This window comes from Microbacterium mcarthurae (assembly GCF_046064585.1).
In the GTDB taxonomy this organism is placed as follows: Bacteria; Actinomycetota; Actinomycetes; order Actinomycetales; family Microbacteriaceae; genus Microbacterium; species Microbacterium mcarthurae.
In genome coordinates, this window is the sequence record NZ_JAROCE010000001.1 from 339,956 (window position 1) to 362,571 (window position 22,616).

The 22,616-nt window shown below is 70.0% G+C and carries 16 protein-coding genes; 4 read left to right on the forward strand and 12 right to left on the reverse strand.

Annotation, left to right across the window (positions count from 1 at the left end):
• Nucleotides 1-45 precede the first annotated feature (45 nt).
• The gene (locus P5G46_RS01655; protein ID WP_408904842.1) at nt 46-2,637 is read right to left on the reverse strand and encodes an Rne/Rng family ribonuclease; all 2,592 of its coding nucleotides are present in this window, start codon (nt 2,635-2,637) and stop codon (nt 46-48) included.
• A 397-nt stretch (nt 2,638-3,034) separates the two neighbouring features.
• Here P5G46_RS01655 and P5G46_RS01660 point away from each other — a divergent pair, with 397 nt between their 5' ends.
• A complete protein-coding gene (locus P5G46_RS01660) occupies nt 3,035-3,631 on the forward strand; it encodes a vitamin K epoxide reductase family protein (RefSeq protein WP_408904843.1) in 597 nt (198 codons plus the stop codon).
• A gap of 163 nt (nt 3,632-3,794) precedes the next feature.
• Here P5G46_RS01660 and ndk read toward each other — a convergent pair whose 3' ends face one another.
• From ndk to P5G46_RS01700, 8 genes are all read right to left on the reverse strand, one after another.
• On the reverse strand, nt 3,795-4,211 hold the full coding sequence (ndk, locus tag P5G46_RS01665) for a nucleoside-diphosphate kinase (protein WP_408904844.1): 417 nt from the start codon (nt 4,209-4,211) through the stop codon (nt 3,795-3,797).
• A 3-nt stretch (nt 4,212-4,214) separates the two neighbouring features.
• Complete coding sequence (locus P5G46_RS01670) at nt 4,215-4,619, reverse strand: DUF4233 domain-containing protein (protein WP_374204587.1); 405 nt, start codon at nt 4,617-4,619, stop codon at nt 4,215-4,217.
• Nucleotides 4,616-5,968, reverse strand: coding sequence for a bifunctional folylpolyglutamate synthase/dihydrofolate synthase (locus tag P5G46_RS01675; protein WP_408904845.1), 1,353 nt, complete (start codon nt 5,966-5,968; stop codon nt 4,616-4,618). Before P5G46_RS01675 ends, P5G46_RS01670 begins: the two co-directional genes overlap by 4 nt.
• Nucleotides 5,965-9,348, reverse strand: coding sequence for an isoleucine--tRNA ligase (gene ileS, locus P5G46_RS01680; RefSeq protein WP_408904846.1), 3,384 nt, complete (start codon nt 9,346-9,348; stop codon nt 5,965-5,967). Before ileS ends, P5G46_RS01675 begins: the two co-directional genes overlap by 4 nt.
• A 197-nt stretch (nt 9,349-9,545) precedes the next feature.
• A complete protein-coding gene (locus tag P5G46_RS01685) occupies nt 9,546-11,105 on the reverse strand; it encodes a dipeptide ABC transporter ATP-binding protein (RefSeq protein WP_239276166.1) in 1,560 nt (519 codons plus the stop codon).
• Nucleotides 11,102-11,965 (reverse strand): ABC transporter permease, encoded by an 864-nt coding sequence (locus P5G46_RS01690; RefSeq protein WP_275438184.1) that lies wholly within the window; start codon nt 11,963-11,965, stop codon nt 11,102-11,104. The genes P5G46_RS01685 and P5G46_RS01690 overlap by 4 nt, the downstream gene beginning before the upstream one ends.
• Nucleotides 11,962-12,945, reverse strand: coding sequence for an ABC transporter permease (locus P5G46_RS01695; RefSeq protein WP_408904847.1), 984 nt, complete (start codon nt 12,943-12,945; stop codon nt 11,962-11,964). The genes P5G46_RS01690 and P5G46_RS01695 overlap by 4 nt, the downstream gene beginning before the upstream one ends.
• A gap of 13 nt (nt 12,946-12,958) precedes the next feature.
• Nucleotides 12,959-14,572, reverse strand: a complete 1,614-nt coding sequence (locus P5G46_RS01700; RefSeq protein ID WP_239276169.1) for an ABC transporter substrate-binding protein — start codon at nt 14,570-14,572, stop codon at nt 12,959-12,961.
• Between the two features lie 209 nt (nt 14,573-14,781).
• On the opposite strand from P5G46_RS01700, the gene valS reads away from it, so the two are divergent.
• The 3 genes from valS (at nt 14,782) to P5G46_RS01715 (ending at nt 19,724) form a co-directional block, all read left to right on the forward strand.
• Complete coding sequence (gene valS, locus P5G46_RS01705; RefSeq protein WP_239276170.1) at nt 14,782-17,349, forward strand: valine--tRNA ligase; 2,568 nt, start codon at nt 14,782-14,784, stop codon at nt 17,347-17,349.
• On the forward strand, nt 17,349-17,597 hold the full coding sequence (locus P5G46_RS01710; protein ID WP_239276171.1) for a hypothetical protein: 249 nt from the start codon (nt 17,349-17,351) through the stop codon (nt 17,595-17,597). Before valS ends, P5G46_RS01710 begins: the two co-directional genes overlap by 1 nt.
• Before the next feature lie 75 nt (nt 17,598-17,672).
• Nucleotides 17,673-19,724: a M3 family metallopeptidase gene (locus P5G46_RS01715; protein ID WP_239276172.1), complete on the forward strand. Its 2,052-nt coding sequence runs from the start codon at nt 17,673-17,675 to the stop codon at nt 19,722-19,724.
• 53 nt (nt 19,725-19,777) lie between these two features.
• On the opposite strand, the gene clpX is transcribed toward P5G46_RS01715, so the two are convergent.
• From clpX to P5G46_RS01730, 3 genes are all read right to left on the reverse strand, one after another.
• A complete protein-coding gene (clpX, locus tag P5G46_RS01720) occupies nt 19,778-21,046 on the reverse strand; it encodes an ATP-dependent Clp protease ATP-binding subunit ClpX (protein ID WP_375095574.1) in 1,269 nt (422 codons plus the stop codon).
• Nucleotides 21,047-21,308: 262 nt separating this feature from the next.
• Nucleotides 21,309-21,971, reverse strand: coding sequence for an ATP-dependent Clp protease proteolytic subunit (locus tag P5G46_RS01725; protein ID WP_138172345.1), 663 nt, complete (start codon nt 21,969-21,971; stop codon nt 21,309-21,311).
• Between the two features lie 29 nt (nt 21,972-22,000).
• Nucleotides 22,001-22,585 carry an ATP-dependent Clp protease proteolytic subunit gene (locus tag P5G46_RS01730; RefSeq protein WP_228164448.1) on the reverse strand — a complete coding sequence of 195 codons (585 nt, stop codon included), beginning with the start codon at nt 22,583-22,585 and terminating at the stop codon, nt 22,001-22,003.
• Nucleotides 22,586-22,616: the final 31 nt, after the last annotated feature.

The window sequence follows — 22,616 nt, forward strand, 5'->3', positions numbered from 1 at the left end:
GCTTCCGACCTCGGTCGGGCGACAATTCTTGGCACCTCACGCGGCTCAGGAGCCGTCGGTCGGCTGAGCGTTCACCGGAGTGCCGGTGAGGGCCGCCGTGGTCACACGGCGGCGCGAGCGGCCCTGACCCGGCGCCTTCGGCTCCGGCAGCGCCTCGAGCACGGACTCGAGCAGCGCGTCCTTCTCGGTGCGCGGCGTCTTGGGCTCGCGCTTCTTGCGCGGGCGCTTCTCGCGCGCCGGCGGCTCGGTCTTGGCATCCATGACCGCCTCGACCGACGCCACGACGGCCGCCTCGACCACGGCGGGGTCGTCGACCGTCGGATGGATCGTGGATGCCGCGATCTGCGCGAGCGCGGACTTCACGCCCTCGGTGATGACGTGCGTGCCACCGGTGGGAGCGGAGGCCGCGCCCGCGCCGTTCCCGTTGCCGGGGCCGGAGCCGTTGCCATTGGAGGAGCCGTTCCCGCCACGGCCGCGGCGGTTGTTGCCGCCCCCGTTGCCGTTGCCGTTCGTCGTGGCCGCCGTGCGGTGCTTCACGACGGGATCGTGGTGCACGATGACACCGCGCCCGGCGCAGACCTCGCACGCCTCGCTGAAGGTCTCCAGCAGACCCAGGCCCAGCTTCTTGCGCGTCATCTGCACGAGGCCGAGCGAGGTGACCTCGGCGACCTGGTGCTTCGTGCGATCGCGGCTCAAGCACTCGATGAGACGGCGCAGCACGAGGTCGCGGTTGGACTCGAGCACCATGTCGATGAAGTCGACGACGATGATTCCGCCGATGTCGCGCAGCCGCAGCTGACGGACGATCTCCTCCGCGGCTTCGAGGTTGTTCTTGGTGACGGTCTCTTCGAGATTGCCGCCCGATCCGACGAACTTCCCGGTGTTGACGTCGACGACGGTCATCGCCTCGGTGCGGTCGATGACCAGCGAGCCGCCCGAGGGCAGCCACACCTTGCGGTCGAGCGCCTTCTCGATCTGCTCGGTGATGCGGAAGGCGTCGAAGGGGTCCTGATCGCCCTCGTACTTCTCGACGCGCTCGAGCAGATCGGGCGCGACGCCCTGCAGGTAGCTCGAGATCGTCGACAGCGCCTCGTCACCCTGGATGAGCATGCGCGTGAAGTCCTCGTTGAAGACATCGCGCACGATCTTCACCAGCAGGTCGGGCTCGGAGTGCAGCAGGGCCGGAGCCTGAATCGTCTTGACCTGCGAGCTGATGTGCTCCCACTGGGAGGTCAGTCGCTGCACGTCGCGCGTCAGCTGATCCTCGGTGGCGCCCTCCGCAGCGGTACGGACGATGACGCCCGACGACTCGGGGAGAACCTCCTTGAGGATCTTCTTCAGACGTGCGCGCTCGGTGTCGGGGAGCTTGCGCGAGATGCCGTTCATCGCGCCACCGGGCACGTACACGAGGTAACGGCCGGGCAGGGAGATCTGGCTCGTGAGGCGCGCGCCCTTGTGGCCCACCGGGTCTTTCGTGACCTGGACGAGCACGCGATCGCCGGACTTCAGCGCCAGCTCGATGCGACGCGGCTGGTTACCGGTCTCGACGCCGTCCCAATCGACCTCGCCGGAGTACAGCACCGCGTTACGGCCGCGGCCGATGTCGACGAACGCCGCCTCCATGCTGGGCAGCACGTTCTGCACGCGGCCGAGGTAGACGTTGCCGATGAGCGAGGCATCCTGATTGCGGGCGACGTAGTGCTCGACGAGCACGTTGTCTTCGAGTACCGCGATCTGGATCCGCCCCGCCTTGGAGCGCACGACCATGACGCGATCGACCGCCTCGCGACGCGCGAGGAACTCGGCCTCGGTCACGACGGGACGACGACGTCCCGCCTCGCGACCATCGCGACGGCGCTGCTTCTTGGCCTCGAGACGCGTGGAGCCCTTGATGCGCTGCGGCTCGGTGATGAGTTCGACGGCACGCTGACGGGCGGGGGCGGCGGGGGCTTCGGTCTGCTCCTCGGCTGCGGTGGAACCTCCGCCACGGCGGCGGTTGCGGCGGCGGGCGTTGGACGACACGCGATCGCTCGCCACCTCGTCGTCGCGCTCATCGACCTCGTCGCGCGCGGGAAGCGGCGGCAGCTCGGGCGCGTAGAAGTGGAGCTGCGTGGACACGGCCGACACGAACACCTCGGGCAGGAGTCCCAGCGAGACGGCGGTCGGGATGGCGGGCTTCTCCGGCTCTGCCGGCGGGGCGGCCACGTCCGCGGTGGCGCTTCCTTCCGCGGTCGCTTCACCGGCGGCGGCGGATCCCACAGCTTCTCCCTCGTCGCCGACGGGTGCGTCGGCGTCGACGGACGGTGCCGGCTCGCTCTCGACGGCACCGGCTTCCGTGGCATCGGGCTCTTCGGCATCCGTCGCCGTGGCACCGGCTTCCGTGGCCTCGGGCTCCGCGGCATCCGTCGCCGTGGCTGCGAGAGCTTCAGCAGCCTCGGGCTCCAGGACGGCCGGCTCGCCCGAATCGGCCGCGGCGGCGGTCTCGGCGTCCTTCACGGCGGCCTCGTCGTCGGCATCCGCATCCGTCGTCAGAGTGCTCTCGTCGCCGAGCAGATCAGCGTCGGCGGCACTCTCCGTGGTCGGGGTCTCGGTCGCCGGGGTCTCGGCGGGGGTCGGATCGTTGGTTGCGTCGGCCATTCGGTCGTACTCCCTGGCGGGCGACACCGCGCGTCGCCCGGCGAAATCTCGTGCGGCGCCGCACCCGGCGGGGCCGCGAACTCACTCGGTCTGCAGCAGGCCGGCGGCTCGTGCTGCGAAGGGCGGTCATCGCCCGAAGTCTTCTGGTGATTCGCCTGCGGCGCGGCCGCGGCTCATCGAAGCTCCATTATCGCATGGTCGATCGGTTTCGCTCGCAGGCGCGGTGACTCTTGCCTACGCATAAACGCGATCGGCGCGCGGAAACGCGCGGAGAGAGCGTTTCCGTCCGCCGATCGTGTTTATCGGCAGACGCGCACCTGCGGCGGCGCCCGCCGGCGTCTCGACGGCGAGGCATCGCACAGGCGACACATCGAACGACGGTGCAAGAATCGCGATCATGAGCGAAACCCTCACTCCGCGTCGGCCCGTCTTCGCGGTGTGGCTGATCGTCGCGGGAGCGATCGGATGGTGGGCGGCCTTCTCCTTGACGATGGAGCGCTTCCATCAACTGATGGACGGCGGGGCCGCGGCATCCTGCGACTTCAGCGTGCTGGTGCAGTGCAGCGCGAACCTCCAGTCGTGGCAGGGCAGCCTGTTCGGCTTCCCCAACCCGATCATCGGCCTTGCGGCCTGGATCGCCCCGATCGTCGTCGGCGTCGCGATTCTCGCGGGCGCCCGTTTCGCCCGCTGGTTCTGGATCCTGTTCTGGGTCGGCATCGCCGGGGCGATGACATTCGTCATCTGGCTGATCTCTCAGAGCATCTTCGTGCTCGGCACCCTCTGCCCATGGTGCATGGTGACGTGGTCGGTGACGATCCCCACCTTCTTCGCCGTCACGCTGCATCTCCTACGCGAGGGCATCGTCCCGGCGGGGGCGAAGACGAGGGATGCCGCGAATTCCCTGATGGCGTGGGTCCCGCTCATGACGCTCGGCGCCTACGTCGTCGTCGCCGTCCTGGCCCAGCTGCGCCTGGACGTCCTCTCGCAGCTCTAGTCGGTCGCGCCGCACTTCCGCAGAACCCCAGCGATCTGCACGATCGCAGCCCGACGCAGCGGATGCCACGGAGCTCGTGCGAATCGCTGAGGTTCTGCCGCGCGGCCCGGTGGACGACGGCGGCCGCCGCCCCGTGGGGCGACGGCCGTCATGGCATCCGGGATCAGTCGAACCAGATGGAGAGCTCGCGCGCCGCGGAGTCGGGGCTGTCGCTGCCGTGCACCAGGTTCTGCTGGACCTTGAGGCCCCAGTCGCGGCCGAAGTCGCCGCGGATCGTTCCGGGCGCCGCGGTCGTGGGGTCGGTGGTGCCGGCGAGGGAGCGGAATCCCTCGATGACGCGGTTGCCGGCCAGGCGGATCGCCACGGACGGTCCGGAGAGCATGAACTCCAGCAGCGGCTCGTAGAAGGGCTTCCCCTCGTGCTCGGCGTAGTGCTGGGCGAGCCGCTCGCGGTCGGGCTCGACCAGGCGGATGTCGACGAGGGCGTAGCCCTTCGCCTCGATGCGGGCGAGGATCGCGCCGGTCAGGCCGCGGGCGACGCCATCGGGCTTGACCAGGACGAGGGTCTCTTCGGTGGCCATGGGTCATTCTCCGTTCGAGAGGTCGGGGTCGGCGGCGCGTCGGGCGTTCTGCCGGTCCAGCGCCGCTCCCTTGATGGTCGCATACGCCCACATCCCTCCGAAAATGAGCGCGACGACCGCGAGCGCCGGGACCAGGATGCCGCCGAGCGCCAGGATCACCTGGAGCACCCATCCGACGATGATCGCCCAGCGGTGGCGTAGGAGCCCGGAGACGGCGACCATCGCCACGGCCAGGACGACGCCGCCGACGATGCCCCACCACGGTGCGATGCCCGCCGGCAGCGCGTTGAGCCCGTAGACCACGAGACCGCCGAGAAAGACGACGATCGACTCGAACCCGAGGACGACCGCGCCGAGGGATTCCTGTGCGCCGCGGGCCCGGCGGGGACGCGGCTCGCGCGGGCTCACCCTTGCCACCCGGCCTTCCAGTCCTCCAGCTCGGACAACCGGATGGCCTCGCCGGCGAGCACGACCGACCCCGTCATGACGACGGCGCGTCGATCCGACTCCGCGGCCCACGCCCTCGCGGCATCGGCGGCGTCCTCCAGCGTGGGGTGGACGGTTACCGGCACATCGGCCGCTTCGGCGACATCGGCGATCGCGTCGGGGTCTGCCGCGCGATCACTGTCGGGGGCGGTGGCGAAGACACGGGCGACCGCGGGTGCGAGCGTCGAGACGATCCCTGCGGTGTCCTTCCCGGAGAGGATGCCGACGACCGCCCCCCACTCGTCGATGTCGAATGCTTCGTCGAGGGCTGCGACGAGCGCGCGCGCACCGTGCGGGTTGTGGGCGGCGTCGACGAGGACCGTGGGCGCCGTGCCGAGGAGCTGCAGACGACCGGGCGATGTCGTCGCTCCGAGCCCGTCACTGACCACCTCGGGGTTGAGGGGCTGCGCTCCCCCGCCGATCAGCGACTCGACGGCGGCGATCGCGAGGGCGGCGTTCTGCCCCTGGTGGGCGCCGTAGAGCGGGAGATAAAGCTCGGGGTAGCTGCCGGCGACGCCGCGCACCGTGAGCAGCTGTCCGCCCACCGCAAGGGTCTGCGTCTCGAGGGTGAACCCGTCGCCGGCGAAGGCGACCGACGCATGCATCTTCTCGGCGCGGGCGAGGATGGCCCGCCGGGCTTCCTCGGGCTGAGCAGCGGAGACCACCGCCGCGCCCTCCTTGATGATCCCCGCCTTGACCGTGGCGATCTCGGCGATGGTGCTCCCGAGCCGGTCGGCGTGGTCGATGTCGATGGGCGTGAACACCGCGACGTCACCGTCGGCGGTGTTGGTCGAGTCCCACGCGCCGCCCATGCCGACTTCGAGCACGAGGACGTCGATCGGGGCGTCCGCGCAGGCCACGAAGGCGAGCACGGTCAGCAGTTCGAAGAACGTCAGGGGCGCATCGCCCGCGGCCTCGAGCTCGGCATCCACGATCTGGACGAACGGCTCGATCTCGTCCCAGGCGTCGGCGATCGCGGCATCCGCGACGGGTTCCCCGTCGATGAGGATGCGTTCGGTGAAGCGCTCGAGGTGCGGGCTGGTGAACAGTCCCGTGCGCAGTCCGAGCGCCCGCAGCAGGCTCTCGATGATGCGGCTGGTCGAGGTCTTGCCGTTGGTGCCGGTGACGTGGATGACGCGGTACGTGCGCTGCGGGTCGTCGAGCAGCTCGAGCACGCGACGCGTGCGCTCGACGCGCGGCTGCACCCACTGCTCGCCCTGCCTCTGCAGGAGAGCGGCGTAGACGGCGTCGGCACGGGAACGGTCGCTCATGCGGGGACTCCGATCCGCGCCACGGATACGGCCACGTCGCCGGTGTTCGCGTAGGTCTTCGCGGCGAGGACGTTCTCGAACTCCGGCGCACGCGTCTCACCGCGCTCGATCAGGCGCTCGGTGCGCGAGGCGAGGACGACGCCCTCGGCAAGCGTCTCGGATGCCACGCCCGCGAGGTCGAAGGCCTGCGCCACCGCCGCGGCATCCGCGGCGTCGTCGAAGGTGAGCGTCAGCGCGATGCGGTCGCTCACGTCGAAGCCGGCGGCCTTGCGGGTGTCCTGGATGCCGCGGATCATGTCGCGCGCCAGGCCTTCGGCCTCCAGCTCCGGCGTAGTGACGGTGTCGAGCAGGACGAAGCCGCCCGACGACAGCACCGCGAGAGCTTCGCCCTCGGGGCGACCCGCCGTTTCGACGACGAGGTCGTACTCGCTGGGCTCGAGCGGGATGCCGCCGGCGACGACGCGACCGTCGACCTCGCTCCAGTCCCCCGCGCGGGCGGCCTGGATCGCCTGCTGCACCTGCTTGCCCAGTCGCGGTCCCGCAGCCCGGGCGTTCACGGACAGGCGGTGAGTGATGCCGTACGCCGCGGCCGTGTCGTCTCGGAGGGCGACCTGCTCGACCGCCTTGACGTTGAGCTCGTCGCGGAGGATGTCGTCGAACTGCGCCAGGCCCTCGGCATCCGGGGTCACCACCGTCAGGCGCGGCAGCGGCAGGCGCACGCGCTTGCCCTCGCGCTTGCGGAGGGCGTTCGCGACGCTCGAGACCTCGCGGACCGTGTCCATCGCGGTGCGGATGTCGGCGGCGGCGGGGAACGCCGAGGCATCCGGCCAGTCCTCGAGGTGCACGCTCCGGCCGCCGGTGAGGCCCTGCCACACGCGCTCGGTGACGAGCGGGAGCAGCGGGGCAGCCACGCGCGTGAGCGTTTCGAGCACCGTGTACAGCGTGTCGAACGCCTCGCGGCTGGACGGGTCGTCGGTCACGCCCACCCAGAACCGGTCGCGCGAGCGGCGGATGTACCAGTTCGTGAGCACTTCGGCGAAGTCGCGCAGGCGCTCCGCGGCAGTGGTGGAATCGAGCCCCTCGAGATCGGATGCCACGTCCCGCACGAGGTCGCCGGTGAGCGCGAGGATGTAGCGGTCGAGCACGTCCGTGGAGTCGGTGCGCCACTGCGCCTCGTAGCCGTTCGGCCCCGATGCGTTGGCGTAGGTCGCGAAGAAGTACCACGCGTTCCACAGCGGCAGCAGGAACTCGCGGACACCCGAGCGGATGCCTTCCTCGGTGACGACGAGGTTGCCGCCGCGCAGCACGCTCGACGACATGAGGAACCAGCGCATGGCATCCGAGCCGTCGCGATCGAACACCTCGCGCACGTCGGGGTAGTTGCGCAGCGACTTCGACATCTTCTGCCCGTCGTTGCCCAGGACGATGCCGTGGCAGGACACCCCGGTGAACGCGGGGCGGTCGAACAGAGCCGTCGACAGCACGTGCATGACGTAGAACCAGCCGCGGGTCTGACCGATGTACTCCACGATGAAGTCCGCCGGCGAGTGCTCGTCGAACCACTCGTGGTTCTCGAACGGGTAGTGCACCTGCGCGAAGGGCATCGATCCGGAGTCGAACCACACGTCGAGCACGTCCTCGATGCGGCGCATCGTCGACCGTCCGGTGGGGTCGTCGGGGTTCGGCCGGGTCAGATCGTCGATGTAGGGACGGTGCAGATCGACGTCGCCGTCGGCGTTGCGCGGCAGGCGACCGAAGTCGGCCTCCATCTCGGCGAGCGAACCGTACACGTCGACGCGCGGGTAGTTCGGGTCGTCGCTCTTCCACACGGGGATCGGCGAACCCCAGTAGCGGTTGCGGCTGATCGACCAGTCGCGAGCGCCCTCGAGCCACTTGCCGAACTGGCCCTCCTTGACGTTCTCGGGCACCCAGGTGATCTGCTGGTTGTTCTCGAGCAGACGGTCCTTGACGTCGGTGACGCGCACGAACCAGCTCGACACGGCCTTGTAGATCAGGGGGTTCCGGCAGCGCCAGCAGTGCGGGTACGAGTGCTCGTACGAGGCCTCGCGCAGCAGTCGGCCGCCCTGCGTGAGCAGACGGATCAGGGGACGGTTGGCCTCGAACCACAGTTCCCCCGCGACGTCGGTCACGGCGGACAGGAACCGGCCGCCATCGTCGAGCGAGATGATCGTGGGCAGGCCCGCGGCGTCGGCGAGGCGCTTGTCGTCCTCACCGTAGGCGGGGGCCTGGTGCACAATACCGGTGCCGTCGCTGACGGTGACGTAGTCGTCGACGAGGATCTTCCACGCGTTGCCCGTGCCCCACGTCTCGGCGTCGGCGTAGTAGTCGAAGAGCCGGTCGTACGACACGCCCTCGAGGTCCGAACCCAGAACGGTGGTCTGCACGGCCTCACGGGCGGCATCCGCGCTCTCGTAGCCGAGATCCTTCGCGTAGTTCGGCAGCAGGTCTTCCGCGAGCAGGTAGCGGTGCGCGGTCGCCTCGATCGCCTCGTCGGGGGTGCCGTCGGGCGCCCGGTGCACGTCGGCGGCACCGCGCGGGCCTCCCTCGACGACGGCATACCGGATGCCGGGTCCCACCGCGAGGGCGAGGTTGGTCGGCAGCGTCCACGGCGTCGTCGTCCAGGCGAGCGCCCGCACGCCGGTGAGGCCGAGTGCTTCGGCCTTGGCGCCGACGAGCGGGAACGTCACCGTGACCGAGGGGTCCTGGCGCATCTTGTAGACGTCGTCGTCCATGCGCAGCTCGTGGCTCGACAGCGGCGTCTCATCACGCCAGCAATACGGCAGCACGCGGTAGCCCTCGTAGGCGAGGCCCTTGTCGTGCAGCGTCTTGAACGCCCACAGGACGCTCTCCATGTACGACGTGTCGAGCGTCTTGTATCCGCGCTCGAAGTCGACCCAGCGTGCCTGACGGGTGACGTAGTCCTGCCAGTCGCGCGTGTACTCGAGCACGGACTCGCGGGCCTTGCCGTTGAACACGGCGACGCCCATGCGCTCGATCTCGTCCTTCTCGGTGATCCCGAGCTGCTTCATCGCCTCGAGCTCGGCCGGCAGACCATGCGTGTCCCACCCGAACACGCGGTCGACCTTCTTGCCGCGCATGGTCTGGAAGCGCGGGAACACGTCTTTCGCGTACCCGGTGAGCAGGTGCCCGTAGTGCGGGAGACCGTTGGCGAACGGGGGTCCGTCGTAGAACACCCATTCCTCGGCGCCGTCGCGCTGAGCGATCGAGGCGCGGAAGGTGTCGTCGGCGTCCCAGAAGGCGAGCGTGTCGTGCTCGATCTCGGGGAACCGGGGGCTGGGAACGACGGATGCCGCGGCGTCGGCCGCCGGTCCGAAGGATGAGGGGCGTGGGTAGGTCATGTCTCTCCGCAGGTCGCGATCCACCTGCGAGGACGATCCGGTCGGACCGCGGTACCACCCCGCATTGCGCCCACCGGGGTGGGCACCTCTCTCACGGCGGCTGTGACGGGCCTGACCCGCTCGGTTCTACTGAGGGACGGACCCTGTTCTTCCGAGAGCTCCCCGGTGATGGCCGGATCGGTGCTGGTGGGTACAGTCTACGCCGTTGCGCCGGGGCCGGCGGGCGAGAGACCCGCGGCCGAGAGCAGCTCCCGCGTGAACGGATGCCGGGGCTCGTCGAACACGCGCGAGACCGTCCCCGACTCCACCACCCGTCCCTCCTGCAGGACGAGCACCTCATCCGCGATGCCGCGGACGACGTCGAGGTCGTGCGTGACGAACACCATCGCAAGATCGCGCTCACGCTGCAGGGCCGCGAGCCTGTCGAGGATGCGCGCGCGCACCGAGACGTCCAGGGCCGACACCGGCTCGTCGAGCACGAGCAGCTCCGGCGAGACCGCCAGCGCGCGGGCGATCGCCACGCGCTGACGCTGGCCACCCGACAGCTGCGCGGGACGACGACGCCCGAACGCCGGAGAGAGCCCGACCTCCCGGAGCAGGTCGGCGACCGCGCCGCGGCGGTCCGCGCGCGGGACCCCCGCGACCGCAACCGCCTCGGAGAGGGTGCGTCCGACGCTCCAGCGCGGATCGAGCGCTCCCCACGGGTTCTGCTGCACGAGCTGCACCCGACGGCGATCGGGTCCGCGCGCCTCCCTCGGGGTCCAGGGCCGCCCGTGAAAACGCAGCGACCCGGCATCGGCCCCGGCGACCCCGACGATGAGCCGGGCAAGGGTCGTCTTCCCTGATCCGGACTCCCCGACGACGGCGAGCGTGCGCCCGCGTCGCAGTTCGAACGAGACCCCGTCCAGGGCGACGCGGTCGCCGAAGCGCTTGGCGAGCCCCGTGCCCGTCATCACCGGCGGCTCCGCACGCGGCGGCCGGTGCCGTTCGGCGGGGGTGAGCGCCGCGACGAGGGCGCGGGTGTGGGGATCGCGCGGTGCGGTGAGGACCGCGCGGGTCTCGCCGGTCTCGACCACGCGCCCGCCGTGCAGCACCACCATCCGATCTGCCACGCGCCGCACCGCAGCGAGGTCGTGCGTGATGAGGACCACCGCGACGCCGGTGTCGGCGATCTCGCGCAGCAGGTCGAGCACGCGGGCCTGCACCGTGGCATCCAGGGCCGTCGTCGGCTCATCGGCGATCAGCACGGCGGGCTCTGTCACCAGCGCCGAGGCGATGAGCGCGCGTTGACGCTGACCACCCGAGAGTTCGTGGGGGTACTGCCGAGCCCGCCGATCCGGCTCCGGGAGACCGACCCGCTCGAGCACGTCGCGCACGCGGTCGCGCAGCGCCGCACCGCGCGCGGCGGGTTCGTGGATGCGGACCGGCTCAGCGACTTCCGCACCGATGCGCCGCAGCGGATCGAGGGAGACCAGGGCGTCCTGGGCGACGAGTGCCACCCGCGCCCCGCGCATCGTGCGCCACTGGCGCTCGGTGAATCCCCGCACGTCGGTGCCGTCGATCTCCGCCAGGTCGGCGGTCCAGCCCAGCCCACGTGGGAGTAGCCCCAGCAGAGCGCGCGCCGTCAGAGATTTGCCGGCACCGGACTCTCCGACGAGCGCAACGCACTCCCCCGGGGCGACGTCGAGGTCGAGCGCCCGGACGATCGCCCCGTCGGGGCCGTCGATGCCGAATCCGCGAAGCCGAACACCGCTCATGCGCCACGCTCCTCAGACCGTGCGCGCAGGGCGCGCCCCACCACACTCACGCTCACGACGGTGAGCGTGATCGCCAGGCCCGGGAACACCGCGACCCACGGCGCCTGCACGAGGAGATTCCGGCCCGAGGAGAGCATGAGCCCCCACTCGGGCGTCGGTTCGGTGGGCCCCAGTCCGAGGAAGCTGAGTCCCGCCGCCGCGAGGATGCTCGTGCCGACGCCGATCACGGCCAGCACGCTCACCGAGGCCACGACGCCCGGAAGCACATGGGTGGCCAGCACGACGGGAGCACGCACGCCGACGATACGCGCCGCCTCGACGTACTCCGTCGTCGAGAGCGCGCGTGTCCGCGCGCGGGCGAGGCGCACGTACACGGGGAGCGCCGCCAACGTCACCGCCACCGCGACGTTCACCGGCCCCGGGCCGAGCACCGCGACCACCAGGAGCGCGAGCAGGAACTCCGGGAAGGCCAGCAGCACGTCGGTGATGCGCATCGCGGCCGCGTCGACCGGTCGCGGTGCGATCGCCCCAAGGGTGCCGGCGATGACCCCCACCAGGAGGGCCAGGCCGGTGGCCAGCAGGCCGATACCCACCGAGCGTCCGGTGCCGAACACGACGCGGGAGTACACGTCGCGTCCGCTCTGGTCGGTACCGAACCAGTGCGCCCCGCTCGGCGGCTGCAGCGACGCCCGCACGTCGGTGAGAAGCGGGTCGTGCGTGGCCAGCACGCCCGGCGCGAGCGCCGCGAGCGCGATGACGGCCAGCATCACCGCCGCAGCGCCGAGAGTCACGCGGCGCGCGATGACACCTGCGGCCGAGGTGCGAGTGGCCCTCCGGACGCGCGTCGCCGGGCCGGTCATGCCGGAACCCCGGTCTCGATCCGCCGCGCCGGGGCGGAACGCGCAAGGCGCGGGTCGAGCAGCGGGACCACGAGGTCGACGACAGTGTTGACGATGACGAACACCAGGGCGCTGAGCAGGATCACGCCCGTGACGACGGGCAGATCGCGGTCGGTGATGGCAGTGAGGGTCACCCGCCCGATCCCGGGCCGGGCGAACACGGTCTCCACGAGCACGGCTCCGCCGAGAAGCGACCCCACCAGGTACGCCGCAAGGGTCACGCCCCCGACCCCGGCGTGCCGCAGGGTGTGATGCGTGCTCTCCCGCAAGGGGGAAGCGCCGCGGGCCCGGACGGTGAGGAGGAACGGCTCGCGCTCGGCCGCCTCCACGCCGTCGCGCAGAACCTGCGCCAAGAGCGCGGCGACGGGGAGAGCGAGGGTGACCGCCGGCAAGACGATCGTCGCCGGATCACGCGCCCCGGAGACGGGGAGCCATCCCAGCTGGAACGAGAACACCGACAGGAGCACGAGTCCCGTCCAGAAGACCGGCGACGACAGCACGACGAGCTCGACCGCGGCGGCGGCCGCCCGGCCCGTCCGGCCACGAACGAGGAGCACCGAGGCGAGGGCCAGCACGACCGCGATGAGGAGCGCGAGGGCCGTGAGCTGCACGGTAGACCCGAGCTGGCGTCCGATCACCTCGGTGACGGGGAGCCGCAACTGGTACGACTCGCCCAGGTCGCCCCTCGCGAGCCGACCGAGGAACGCCACGTACTGCTCCCCCACGGGCCGATCCAGGCCCAGCTCGCGTCGAATGCCGTCCTTCACCTCTTGGCTCACCTGCGCCTGCGGGCCGAGGATCACATCGACCGCGTCGCCGGGGATGATCCGAAACGCCAGGAACGCCAGGGTCGCCGCTCCCCACAGCACCAAAACGACGGATGCCACGATCCCCCCGAGACGCGCGAGCACGGCGCGGGCGCGCGAGGAGGACCGTGGCATCCGGGGACGCGGGTCAGCCGCGCGTGGCGGTCGCGAACAGCGGACGACCGTAGAGGTCGAAGGTCAGGCCGGACACGTCGGGACGCACCGCGGTGATCAGCGCGGGACTGTACAGGGGCACGATCGCCACGTGGTCGGCGTTCCACCGCTGCACCTGGCCGTACGCGTCAGCACGCGCCTCGGCGTCGGTCGTACGGGCCCCCTGCTGGAGGAGAGCGTCCACAGCCGGGTCGCTGACCTGAGAGGCGTTCTGGAACCCGTCGGTGGCGAGGTGGCTGCGCAACAGGTCGGGGTCGACACCCGAGAAGCCCCAGTCGGTCAGGTCGAAGGTCTTCGGGCCGTACTGCTCGTTGTACGCCCCCGGCTCGAGCACCTCGCGCTGAAGGTCGAAGCCGACCGCACGCAGGTCGGACTGGATCGCGTTCGCGAGAGCCGCGCGGTCGTCGGGCACCGGAGTCCAGGCGATCCAGCGGGCGCTGAGGCGCTGCCCGTCCTTGGTGCGGAAGCCCTCGGCATCCCGCTCGGTCCACCCTGCCTGGTCGAGCAGCGCGTTCGCCGCGGCGGGGTCGAAGGGCCACGATCCTTCCAGGCCCGCGTCATAGCCGGGAGTGGTCGCCCCGAGGATGCTCCAGGCACGGGGGAACTGGCCGAAGAAGATCTCCTCGACCGCGGTGTTCACATCGATCGCCCGCGAGAAGGCCTGTCGCACGAGCTGGTCGGCGAAGACGCCGTACTTCTCGTTGAGGTACAGCGAGTACGGCAAGCCGGGGTACTCGAGGGCCTCGACGGTGACGTCGGCGGGCACCTGGTCGACGAGGTTCGGCGGCAGGTTCGTGACCACGTCGGCCTCGCCGCTGGAGAGCACGCCGAGGCGCACCGAGGCCTCGGGAAGGATCTGGACGCGGAGCGTCTCGACCTCCGGCGCGGCGCCGCCGTGCGGGCCCCAGGCGTAATCGTCGTTGCGGGTGTACACGATCTCCTGATCCGGGGTGTACGAGGTGAGCGCGAACGGCCCCGTGCCGACGGTGACGTCGGGACCGCCCGCCTTGAGCTGGTCGGCCGAGCTCTCGAGAACCGCGGGCGAATAGAAGCCGAGGAGCGCGGTGCTCGCGGCCTGCAGGAACGGGGCGTAGGGCTCGGCGAAGCGCACGCGCACGGTTCGCTCGTCCACGACGTCGGTGCCGGCGTACAGCTCGCCACCGAGCATGCTCGCCGCCTGCGCCGAGGCGGTGGCCGGGTCGGCGATGCGGTCGAAGTTCGCCTTGACGGCGGCCGCGTCGAATGCCCGGCCGTCGTGGAACGTCACGCCCTCGCGCAGGTAGAAGACGTAGGTCGCGCCCTCGTCCTCGATGTCCCACGACTCGGCGAGCCACGGCGAGAACGACCCGTCGGCCTCCTGGAAGACCAGCGAGTCGAGAACGGACCGCTGCACCATCGCGGAGACATCGAGCTGACTGGTCTGCGGGTCCATGTGCCCCGCCGAGAGGTTCGCCCCCTCGATGGCCCAGACGATCTCGCCGTCGCTGGAGGAAGCGGCATCCGTTCCCGAGCAGGCCGAGAGGGCGAGCGCGGAGACGGCGGCGACGGCGGTCGCGGAGAGAAGGCGGCGGAGCAGCACGGACGGCATGGAACGACCTCGGAATCGCTGGTGGGGAAGCATCCATTCTACCGACTTCCTGGACGCAGTCTCGAAATCTGCGACGGGGTTCGGGTGCCGCGCCCCGACCGCCAGTGACCCGGGGCGCGGCCAGCCGACCGTCTGCAACTCGGTATCCTGGGTGCGACCACAGTCAGGCACGCACACACGGTGCCGCACATATCGCTCGAGGAGTACCCATGTCGCAGATTCCGGACAAGCCCGCGCTGGAGGGCCTCGAGAAGAAGTGGGATGCCGCGTGGACCGAGCGCGGGACGTACGTCTTCGACCGCGCTCGTGCCGCCGAAGTCGGCCGCGCGGGCGTGTACTCCGTCGACACGCCGCCGCCCACGGCATCCGGAAGCCTGCACATCGGGCATGTCTTCAGCTACACCCACACCGACGTCAAGGTGCGCTTCGAGCGCATGCGCGGCAAGACGGTCTTCTACCCCATGGGGTGGGACGACAACGGCCTGCCGACCGAGCGTCGCGTCCAGAACTACTACGGCGTGCGGTGCGACCCGTCGCTCCCGTACGACCCCGACTTCACCCCGCCGTTCGCCGGCGGTGACAACAAGAGCACCAAGGCCGCCGATCAGGTGCCCATCAGCCGCCGCAACTTCATCGAGCTGTGCGAGCAGCTGACCGTCGAGGACGAGAAGGCGTTCGAAGCGCTGTGGCGCGACCTCGGACTCAGCGTCGACTGGGGCCAGACGTACCGCACCATCTCCGACGCGGCGATGCGCACCAGCCAGCTCGCGTTCCTGCGCAATGTCGAGCGCGGCGAGGCGCATCAGGCGCTCGCACCGACCCTGTGGGACGTCGACTTCCGCTCCGCGATCGCGCAAGCCGAGCTCGAGGACCGCGACCAGCCCGCCGCGTACCACCGCCTCGGCTTCCACAAGACCGACGGCTCGGGCGACGTGTTCATCGAGACCACCCGCCCCGAGCTGCTCGCCGCGTGCGTCGCCCTGGTCGCCAACCCCGACGACGAGCGGTACCAGCCCCTGTTCGGCAGCACGGTGCGCACGCCGCTCTTCGACGTCGAGGTGCCGGTGCTCCCCCACCCGCTCGCGCAGCAGGACAAGGGCTCGGGCATCGCCATGATCTGTACGTTCGGCGACGTGACCGACATCATCTGGTGGCGCGAACTCGACCTGCCGAACCGCACGATCATCGGCAAGGACGGTCGCATCATCGCCGAGGCCCCGGACGTCATCGTGACGGATGCCGCGAAAGCGGCGTACGCCGAGCTGGCCGGAAAGACCGTGTTCAGCGCCAAGAAGCGCATCGTCGAGCTGCTGCAGGAGTCGGGTGAGATGGAGGGCGCCCCGAAGCCCTTCACCCACCCCGTGAAGTTCTTCGAGAAGGGCGACCGGCCCCTTGAGATCGTGTCGACGCGTCAGTGGTACATCCGCAACGGCGCGCGCGACGCCGAGCTGCGCGAGCGCCTCGTGGGCCTCGGCCGCGAGATGTCGTGGCATCCCGACTTCATGCGCGTGCGCTACGAGAACTGGACGAACGGGCTGACCGGTGACTGGCTGGTGTCGCGCCAGCGCTTCTTCGGCGTGCCGATCCCGGTCTGGTACGCCCTCGACGAGAACGGGGAGCGCGACTACGGTCGCGTGCTGACGCCCGACCTCGCGGCGCTCCCGGTCGACCCGACCACCGATGTTCCCCCGGGCTACACGGAGGAGCAGCGCGGAGTGCCCGGCGGCTTCGACGCCGAGCGCGACATCCTCGACACGTGGGCGACGTCGTCTCTCACCCCGCAGCTGGCCGGCGGCTGGCAGCGCGACGAGGAGCTCTGGAACCTCGTCGCGCCGTTCGACCTGCGTCCGCAGGGTCAGGACATCATCCGCACGTGGCTCTTCTCCACGATGCTGCGCAGCGCCCTCGAGGACGACCGCGTGCCGTGGACGGATGCCGCGATTTCCGGCTTCATCGTCGACCCCGACCGCAAGAAGATGTCCAAGTCGAAGGGCAACGTCGTCACGCCGGCCGACATCCTCGCGCAGCACGGCTCGGACGCCGTCCGCTACTGGGCGGCCTCGAGCCGACTCGGCACCGACGCGGCCTTCGACCCGCAGAACCCGACGCAGATCAAGATCGGTCGTCGACTCGCGATCAAGCTGCTGAACGCGGCGAAGTTCGTGCTTTCGTTCCCGGTGCCCGAGGGTGCCGAGGTCACGCACGCCCTGGATGCCTCGATGCTGGCGACCCTCGACCGAGTCGTCGTCGATGCCACCGCGGCGCTCGAAGCGTACGACCACGCCCGCGCGCTCGAGATCACCGAGTCCTTCTTCTGGACGTTCTGCGACGACTACCTCGAACTGGTCAAGGAGCGCGCGTACGACCGCTCCGACGTCGGTCAGGCGTCGGCGGCTCTCGCGCTGCGCACGGCCCTCTCGACGCTCGTGCGGCTGTTCGCCCCGGTGCTCTCGTTCGCGGCCGAGGAGGTGTGGTCGTGGTTCGAGGAGGGCTCCGTCCACACCGCCGCCTGGCCCGCGCCGATGGGTATCGACGGCGACCCCGGTGTGCTCACGGCCGTGGGCGAAGCGCTCATCGGCATCCGGCGCGCCAAGACCGAGGCCAAGGCCTCGCAGAAGACGCCGGTGACCTCGCTCACCGTGCACAGCCCCCACGTCGCGGCCCTTCGTTCGGCCGAGGGCGACCTGCGTGCGGTCGGACGGATCGAGGAGATCACGTTCGCCGACGCCGAGACGACCGCCGTCACCGACATCGTGTTCACACCCCAGGAGGACTGATGCAGCTCGGAACCCGTTGGACCGCTCGTGAGCAGCCGCCGGCTGCCGTGCCCGCGGTCCTGCACGCACAGATCGCGGCCGTCGAGGCGGCGCTGAACCCCGACGGACTCAGTGCCCCGGCACCGCGCTGGACGCTGACGTTCCTCGAAGGACGCCCGGTCGCCGAGCTCGACACCGGTGTGATCGTCGCGCAGGACGCCTCGGGCGAGGTCGTCGTGCGCTACGACGACGACGCCGAGTTCGCCTGAACCGTCGCGGGCTCGGGGTCCTTCGAGACCTCGGGCCCCGGCGTCCGGCCCGGCACGCGTGACTACGCTGGAACGATGACGGATGCCGTGATCAATCCCCTCCTCGCTCCGACGCCCCTCCCCTACGACCTGCCCCCCTACGGGAGCATCCGGGTCGAGCACTACCTGCCCGCGTTCCGCGAGGCGTTCGCGGCGCAACGCGCCGAAGTGGACGCCATCACCGCGCAGACCGAGGCTCCGACGTTCGAGAACACCCTCGTCGCGCTCGAGCGCAGTGGTGCGTTGCTCGATCGCGTCGCGCGGACCTTCTACACGGTGGCATCCGCCGACGGCACGCCCGAGGTCCAGGCCGTCGAAGAAGAGCTCGCCCCGCTCCTGTCGGCCCACCGCGACGCGATCCAGCTGGATGCCGCCCTGTTCGCCCGTGTCACGGCCGTGTTCGAGACCCGGGACACGCAGGACCTGGATGCCGAGAGCCGATACCTCGTCGAGCGTCGGCACCGCGAGATGTCGCTCGCCGGCGCCGGGCTCGACGACGAGCAGAAGCAACGGCTCACCGACCTCAACCAGCGCCTCTCGACCCTGACCACGACGTTCGAGAAGAACCTCCTGGCCGACACCAATGACCTGGCCGTGGTGTTCGACGACGCCGCCGAGCTCGACGGCCTGAGCGAGGGTGAGATGTCCGCCGCGGCACAGGCGGCGACCGAGCGCGGACTCGACGGCCGGTACGTCGTCACCTTGACGCTGTACACCGGCCACCCGTTCCTTGCGTCGCTGACGAACCGAGAGAGTCGGCGTCGGCTGCTGGAGGCGTCGCGCGCCCGTGGGACCCGCGGCAACGCTAACGACAACCGCGCGACGCTGCGCGAGATCGTGCGGCTGCGCGCCGAGCGCGCGGCTTTGCTGGGCTACCCGTCACACGCGGCGGCCGTTCTCGCCGACCAGACCGCGGGCTCACCGGATGCCGTGCACGACCTGCTTCGCCGCCTCGCCGTCCCCGCCGCCCGCAACGCACGCGCCGAGCAGGCGGCGCTGCAGCGGATCGCCGACGTCGACCGCATCCAGGTCGAGGCGCACGACTGGGCGTACTACACCGAGAAGGTGCGCGCGGAGCAGTACGACCTGGACCGCGCTGCCCTGCGGCCCTGGTTCGAGGCCGAGCGCGTGCTGCGCGACGGTGTGTTCGCCGCCGCCGAACAGCTCTACGGCGTCCGCATCGCGGAGCGCCACGACCTGCAGGGCTACCACCCCGACGTGCGCGTGTTCGAGGTGCACAACGCCGACGGCAGCGAGCTGGGGCTGTTCCTGCTCGACCTGTACACCCGCGACTCCAAGCGCGGCGGGGCGTGGATGAACTCCATCGTGACGCAGTCGCGCCTGCGCGGCACCAAGCCTGTCGTCGTGAACAATCTCAACGTCAACAAGCCCGCGCCGGGGACGGCGACGCTGTTGACCCTCGACGAGGTCACGACGCTGTTCCACGAGTTCGGGCACGCGCTGCACGGTCTTTTCGCGACGGTGACGTACCCGCATTTCGCCGGCACCGCGGTGCACCGCGACTTCGTGGAGTTCCCCAGCCAGGTGAACGAGATGTGGATCTTCTGGCCCGAGATCCTCGCGCACTACGCGCGACACCACGAAACCGGCGAGCCCCTTCCGGACGATGTCGTGGAGCGCCTGCACGCCTCGGAGGCGTTCAATCAAGGATTCGCCACGAGCGAGTACCTCGCGGCATCCTGGATCGACCAGGCCTGGCACGGCCTGAGCCTCGCCGAAGCCTCGGAGGACATCGACGTCGCCGCGTTCGAGGCCGCTGCTCTGGCGGACATCGGGCTCGACAATCCCGCCGTCCCGACACGGTATGCCTCGACCTACTTCGCGCACATCTTCAGCGGCGGTTACAGCGCCGGGTACTACTCGTACATCTGGAGCGAGGTGCTCGACGCCGACACCGTCGAGTGGTTCCGCGAGAACGGCGGGCTCACGCGCGAGAACGGCGACCGGTTCCGTCACCGTCTTCTCGGGGTCGGCGGTTCAGGCGACCCGCTCGAGGCCTACCGCGACTTCCGCGGCCGGGATGCCGAGATCCAGCCGCTGCTCGAGCGACGAGGCCTTACCGCATAGAGCGGCGATGGTCCCGGCCGCGCGGAGCGGTCGGGGCCATCGTCAGCGGGAACTCAGGCGCTCTTGCGCTTCTGCGCGAGCACCACGGTCGCGGCCGCTCCGTCTTCGACCGACGCGCGCGTGATGACGACCTTCGCCACGTCATCGGCGGACGGGATGTCGAACATGACCGGGCCGAGGACGTCTTCGAGGATCGCCCGAAGGCCGCGGGCACCCGTCTTGCGGGCGACAGCGAGATCGGCGATGGCGCGCAGCGCCTCTTCCTCGAACTCGAGCTGGACACCGTCGAGCTCGAACATGCGCTGGTACTGCTTGACGAGCGCGTTCCGCGGCGCCGTGAGGATCTCCATCAGGGCGTCCTGGTCGAGAGGCGACACGGATGCCACGACGGGCAGGCGACCGATGAACTCGGGGATCAGACCGAACTTGTGCAGGTCTTCGGGGAGCACCTCGCTGAAGAGATCGGGTGCGTCCTCTTTGCGGTGCAGCGGCGCGCCGAAGCCGACGCCGTGCTTGCCCACGCGGGCGGAGATGATCTCTTCGAGACCCGCGAACGCACCGGCCACGATGAACAGCACGTTCGTCGTGTCGATCTGGATGAACTCCTGGTGCGGGTGCTTGCGGCCGCCCTGCGGCGGGACCGAGGCGACCGTACCCTCGAGGATCTTCAGCAACGCCTGCTGCACACCCTCGCCGGAGACGTCACGGGTGATGGAGGGGTTCTCGGCCTTGCGGGCGATCTTGTCGACCTCGTCGATGTAGATGATGCCCGTCTCGGCGCGCTTGACGTCGAAGTCGGCGGCCTGCAGGAGCTTGAGGAGGATGTTCTCGACGTCTTCGCCGACATAGCCGGCCTCGGTGAGCGCCGTGGCATCCGCGACCGCGAACGGCACGTTGAGGCGCTTCGCGAGCGTCTGCGCGAGGTACGTCTTGCCGCAGCCGGTCGGACCGAGGAGCAGGATGTTGCTCTTGGCGATGTCGATCTCTTCGGCGCGCTGCTCGGCGGGCTGAAGGGTGCCGTGGGCGCGCACGCGCTTGTAGTGGTTGTACACGGCGACCGCCAGGGCACGCTTCGCGGGCTCCTGGCCCACCACGTACTCCTCGAGGAAGCCGAAGATCTCGCGGGGCTTCGGCAGATCGAAGTCGGTGACCTCGCCGGAGGACGACTCGGCCATGCGCTCTTCGATGATCTCGTTGCACAGCTCGACGCACTCGTCGCAGATGTACACGCCCGGACCGGCGATCAGCTGCTGCACCTGCTTCTGGCTCTTGCCGCAGAAGGAGCATTTGAACAGATCGGCGCTCTCCCCGATGCGTGCCATGCCCGTGCCTCCCTATCCCCGGCCACTCGCCCGAGTGACTTTGAGCCTAACCGCTGCCCGTGACATTCGAGGGCATTTGCGCGAGTGCCGTCGCTGTGATCGCCACGGGCGGACACGGACGCCCCCCTCCCCGGCGTGAGTCGCCGGGATTTGTCGCCATGCGCACCGCGCAGGCGACAAATCCTGGCGACTCACGCATTCGCGGCGGGCAGAGACGACGATGCCCCGCCGGTGTTCCGGCGGGGCATCGTGACGCGGGCGGTCAGGCGGTGAGGGCCGCCGGGACGCGCTTGCGGGTCGTCAGCACCTGGTCGACGATGCCGTACTCCATCGCCTCCTGGGCGGAGAGGATCTTGTCGCGATCGATGTCCTTGTTGACCTTGGCGACGTCCTGTCCGGTGTGGCGGGCCATCGTCTCCTCCAGCCACGTGCGCATGCGCATGATCTCGGCCGCCTGGATCTCGATGTCCGACGCCTGACCGTGACCGGACTCGCCGACCGCGGGCTGGTGGATCAGGATGCGGGCGTTCGGCAGCGCCAGACGCTTGCCCGGGGCACCGGCCGCAAGCAGCACGGATGCCGCGGAGGCGGCCTGGCCGAGCACGACCGTCTGGATCTGCGGCGACACGTACTGCATCGTGTCGTAGATCGCGGTCATGGCCGTGAACGAGCCACCGGGCGAGTTGATGTACATGATGATGTCGCGGTCGGGGTCCTGCGACTCGAGCACGAGCAGCTGGGCCATCACGTCATCGGCCGAGGCGTCGTCGACCTGGACGCCCAGGAAGATGACGCGGTCTTCGAACAGCTTGTTGTACGGGTCCTGGCGCTTGTAGCCGTAGGCCGTCCGCTCCTCGAACTGGGGCAGGATGTAGCGGCTGCTCGGCATGTGCGCGGCGCCGCCGCCGAAGGTGGGAGTGTGCATTGCGGTGTCCTTTCCTCTCGCCCTCGGCCTCAGGCCGCGGTCCCGCCGCCGCCGGCGACGTCGGTCGCGTGCTCGCGGATGTGGTCGACGAAGCCGTACTCGAGCGCCTCGTCGGCGGTGAACCAGCGGTCACGGTCACCGTCGGCGTTGATCTGCTCGACGCTCTTGCCGGTCTGCGCCGCGGTGATCTCGGCGAGACGCTTCTTCATGTCGAGGATGAGCTGCGCCTGCGTCTGGATGTCGCTCGCGGTTCCGCCGAAGCCACCGTGCGGCTGGTGCAGCAGCACGCGCGCGTTCGGGGTGATGTAGCGCTTGCCCTTGGTGCCGCTGGTGAGCAGCAGCTGACCCATCGACGCGGCCATACCGATACCGACGGTGACGATGTCGTTCGGAACGAACTGCATGGTGTCGTAGATGGCCATGCCGGCCGTGATCGAGCCGCCGGGCGAGTTGATGTAGAGGTAGATGTCCTTCTGCGAGTCTTCCGCCGCGAGCAGCAGGATCTTGGCGCAGATCTCGTTGGCGTTCTCGTCACGCACCTCCGAACCGAGCCAGATGATGCGGTCCTTGAGCAGCCTGTCGAAGACGCTCGTTGCCATAAGGGGTTCGGGCATGTGTGCTCCTCTTCCGGTGATCTGCAACGAA

Excerpts from the sequence above, each read along its gene's own strand:
- P5G46_RS01655 (WP_408904842.1), bottom strand. The coding sequence starts at position 2,637 with ATGGCCGACGCAACCAACGATCCGACCCCCGCCGAGACCCCGGCGACC.
- P5G46_RS01660 (WP_408904843.1), top strand. The coding sequence starts at position 3,035 with ATGAGCGAAACCCTCACTCCGCGTCGGCCCGTCTTCGCGGTGTGGCTG.
- ndk (WP_408904844.1), bottom strand. The coding sequence starts at position 4,211 with ATGGCCACCGAAGAGACCCTCGTCCTGGTCAAGCCCGATGGCGTCGCC.
- P5G46_RS01675 (WP_408904845.1), bottom strand. The coding sequence starts at position 5,968 with ATGAGCGACCGTTCCCGTGCCGACGCCGTCTACGCCGCTCTCCTGCAG.
- ileS (WP_408904846.1), bottom strand. The coding sequence starts at position 9,348 with ATGACCTACCCACGCCCCTCATCCTTCGGACCGGCGGCCGACGCCGCG.
- P5G46_RS01685 (WP_239276166.1), bottom strand. The coding sequence starts at position 11,105 with ATGAGCGGTGTTCGGCTTCGCGGATTCGGCATCGACGGCCCCGACGGG.
- P5G46_RS01690 (WP_275438184.1), bottom strand. The coding sequence starts at position 11,965 with ATGACCGGCCCGGCGACGCGCGTCCGGAGGGCCACTCGCACCTCGGCC.
- P5G46_RS01695 (WP_408904847.1), bottom strand. The coding sequence starts at position 12,945 with ATGCCACGGTCCTCCTCGCGCGCCCGCGCCGTGCTCGCGCGTCTCGGG.
- P5G46_RS01700 (WP_239276169.1), bottom strand. The coding sequence starts at position 14,572 with ATGCCGTCCGTGCTGCTCCGCCGCCTTCTCTCCGCGACCGCCGTCGCC.
- valS (WP_239276170.1), top strand. The coding sequence starts at position 14,782 with ATGTCGCAGATTCCGGACAAGCCCGCGCTGGAGGGCCTCGAGAAGAAG.
- P5G46_RS01710 (WP_239276171.1), top strand. The coding sequence starts at position 17,349 with ATGCAGCTCGGAACCCGTTGGACCGCTCGTGAGCAGCCGCCGGCTGCC.
- P5G46_RS01715 (WP_239276172.1), top strand. The coding sequence starts at position 17,673 with ATGACGGATGCCGTGATCAATCCCCTCCTCGCTCCGACGCCCCTCCCC.
- clpX (WP_375095574.1), bottom strand. The coding sequence starts at position 21,046 with ATGGCACGCATCGGGGAGAGCGCCGATCTGTTCAAATGCTCCTTCTGC.
- P5G46_RS01725 (WP_138172345.1), bottom strand. The coding sequence starts at position 21,971 with ATGCACACTCCCACCTTCGGCGGCGGCGCCGCGCACATGCCGAGCAGC.
- P5G46_RS01730 (WP_228164448.1), bottom strand. The coding sequence starts at position 22,585 with ATGCCCGAACCCCTTATGGCAACGAGCGTCTTCGACAGGCTGCTCAAG.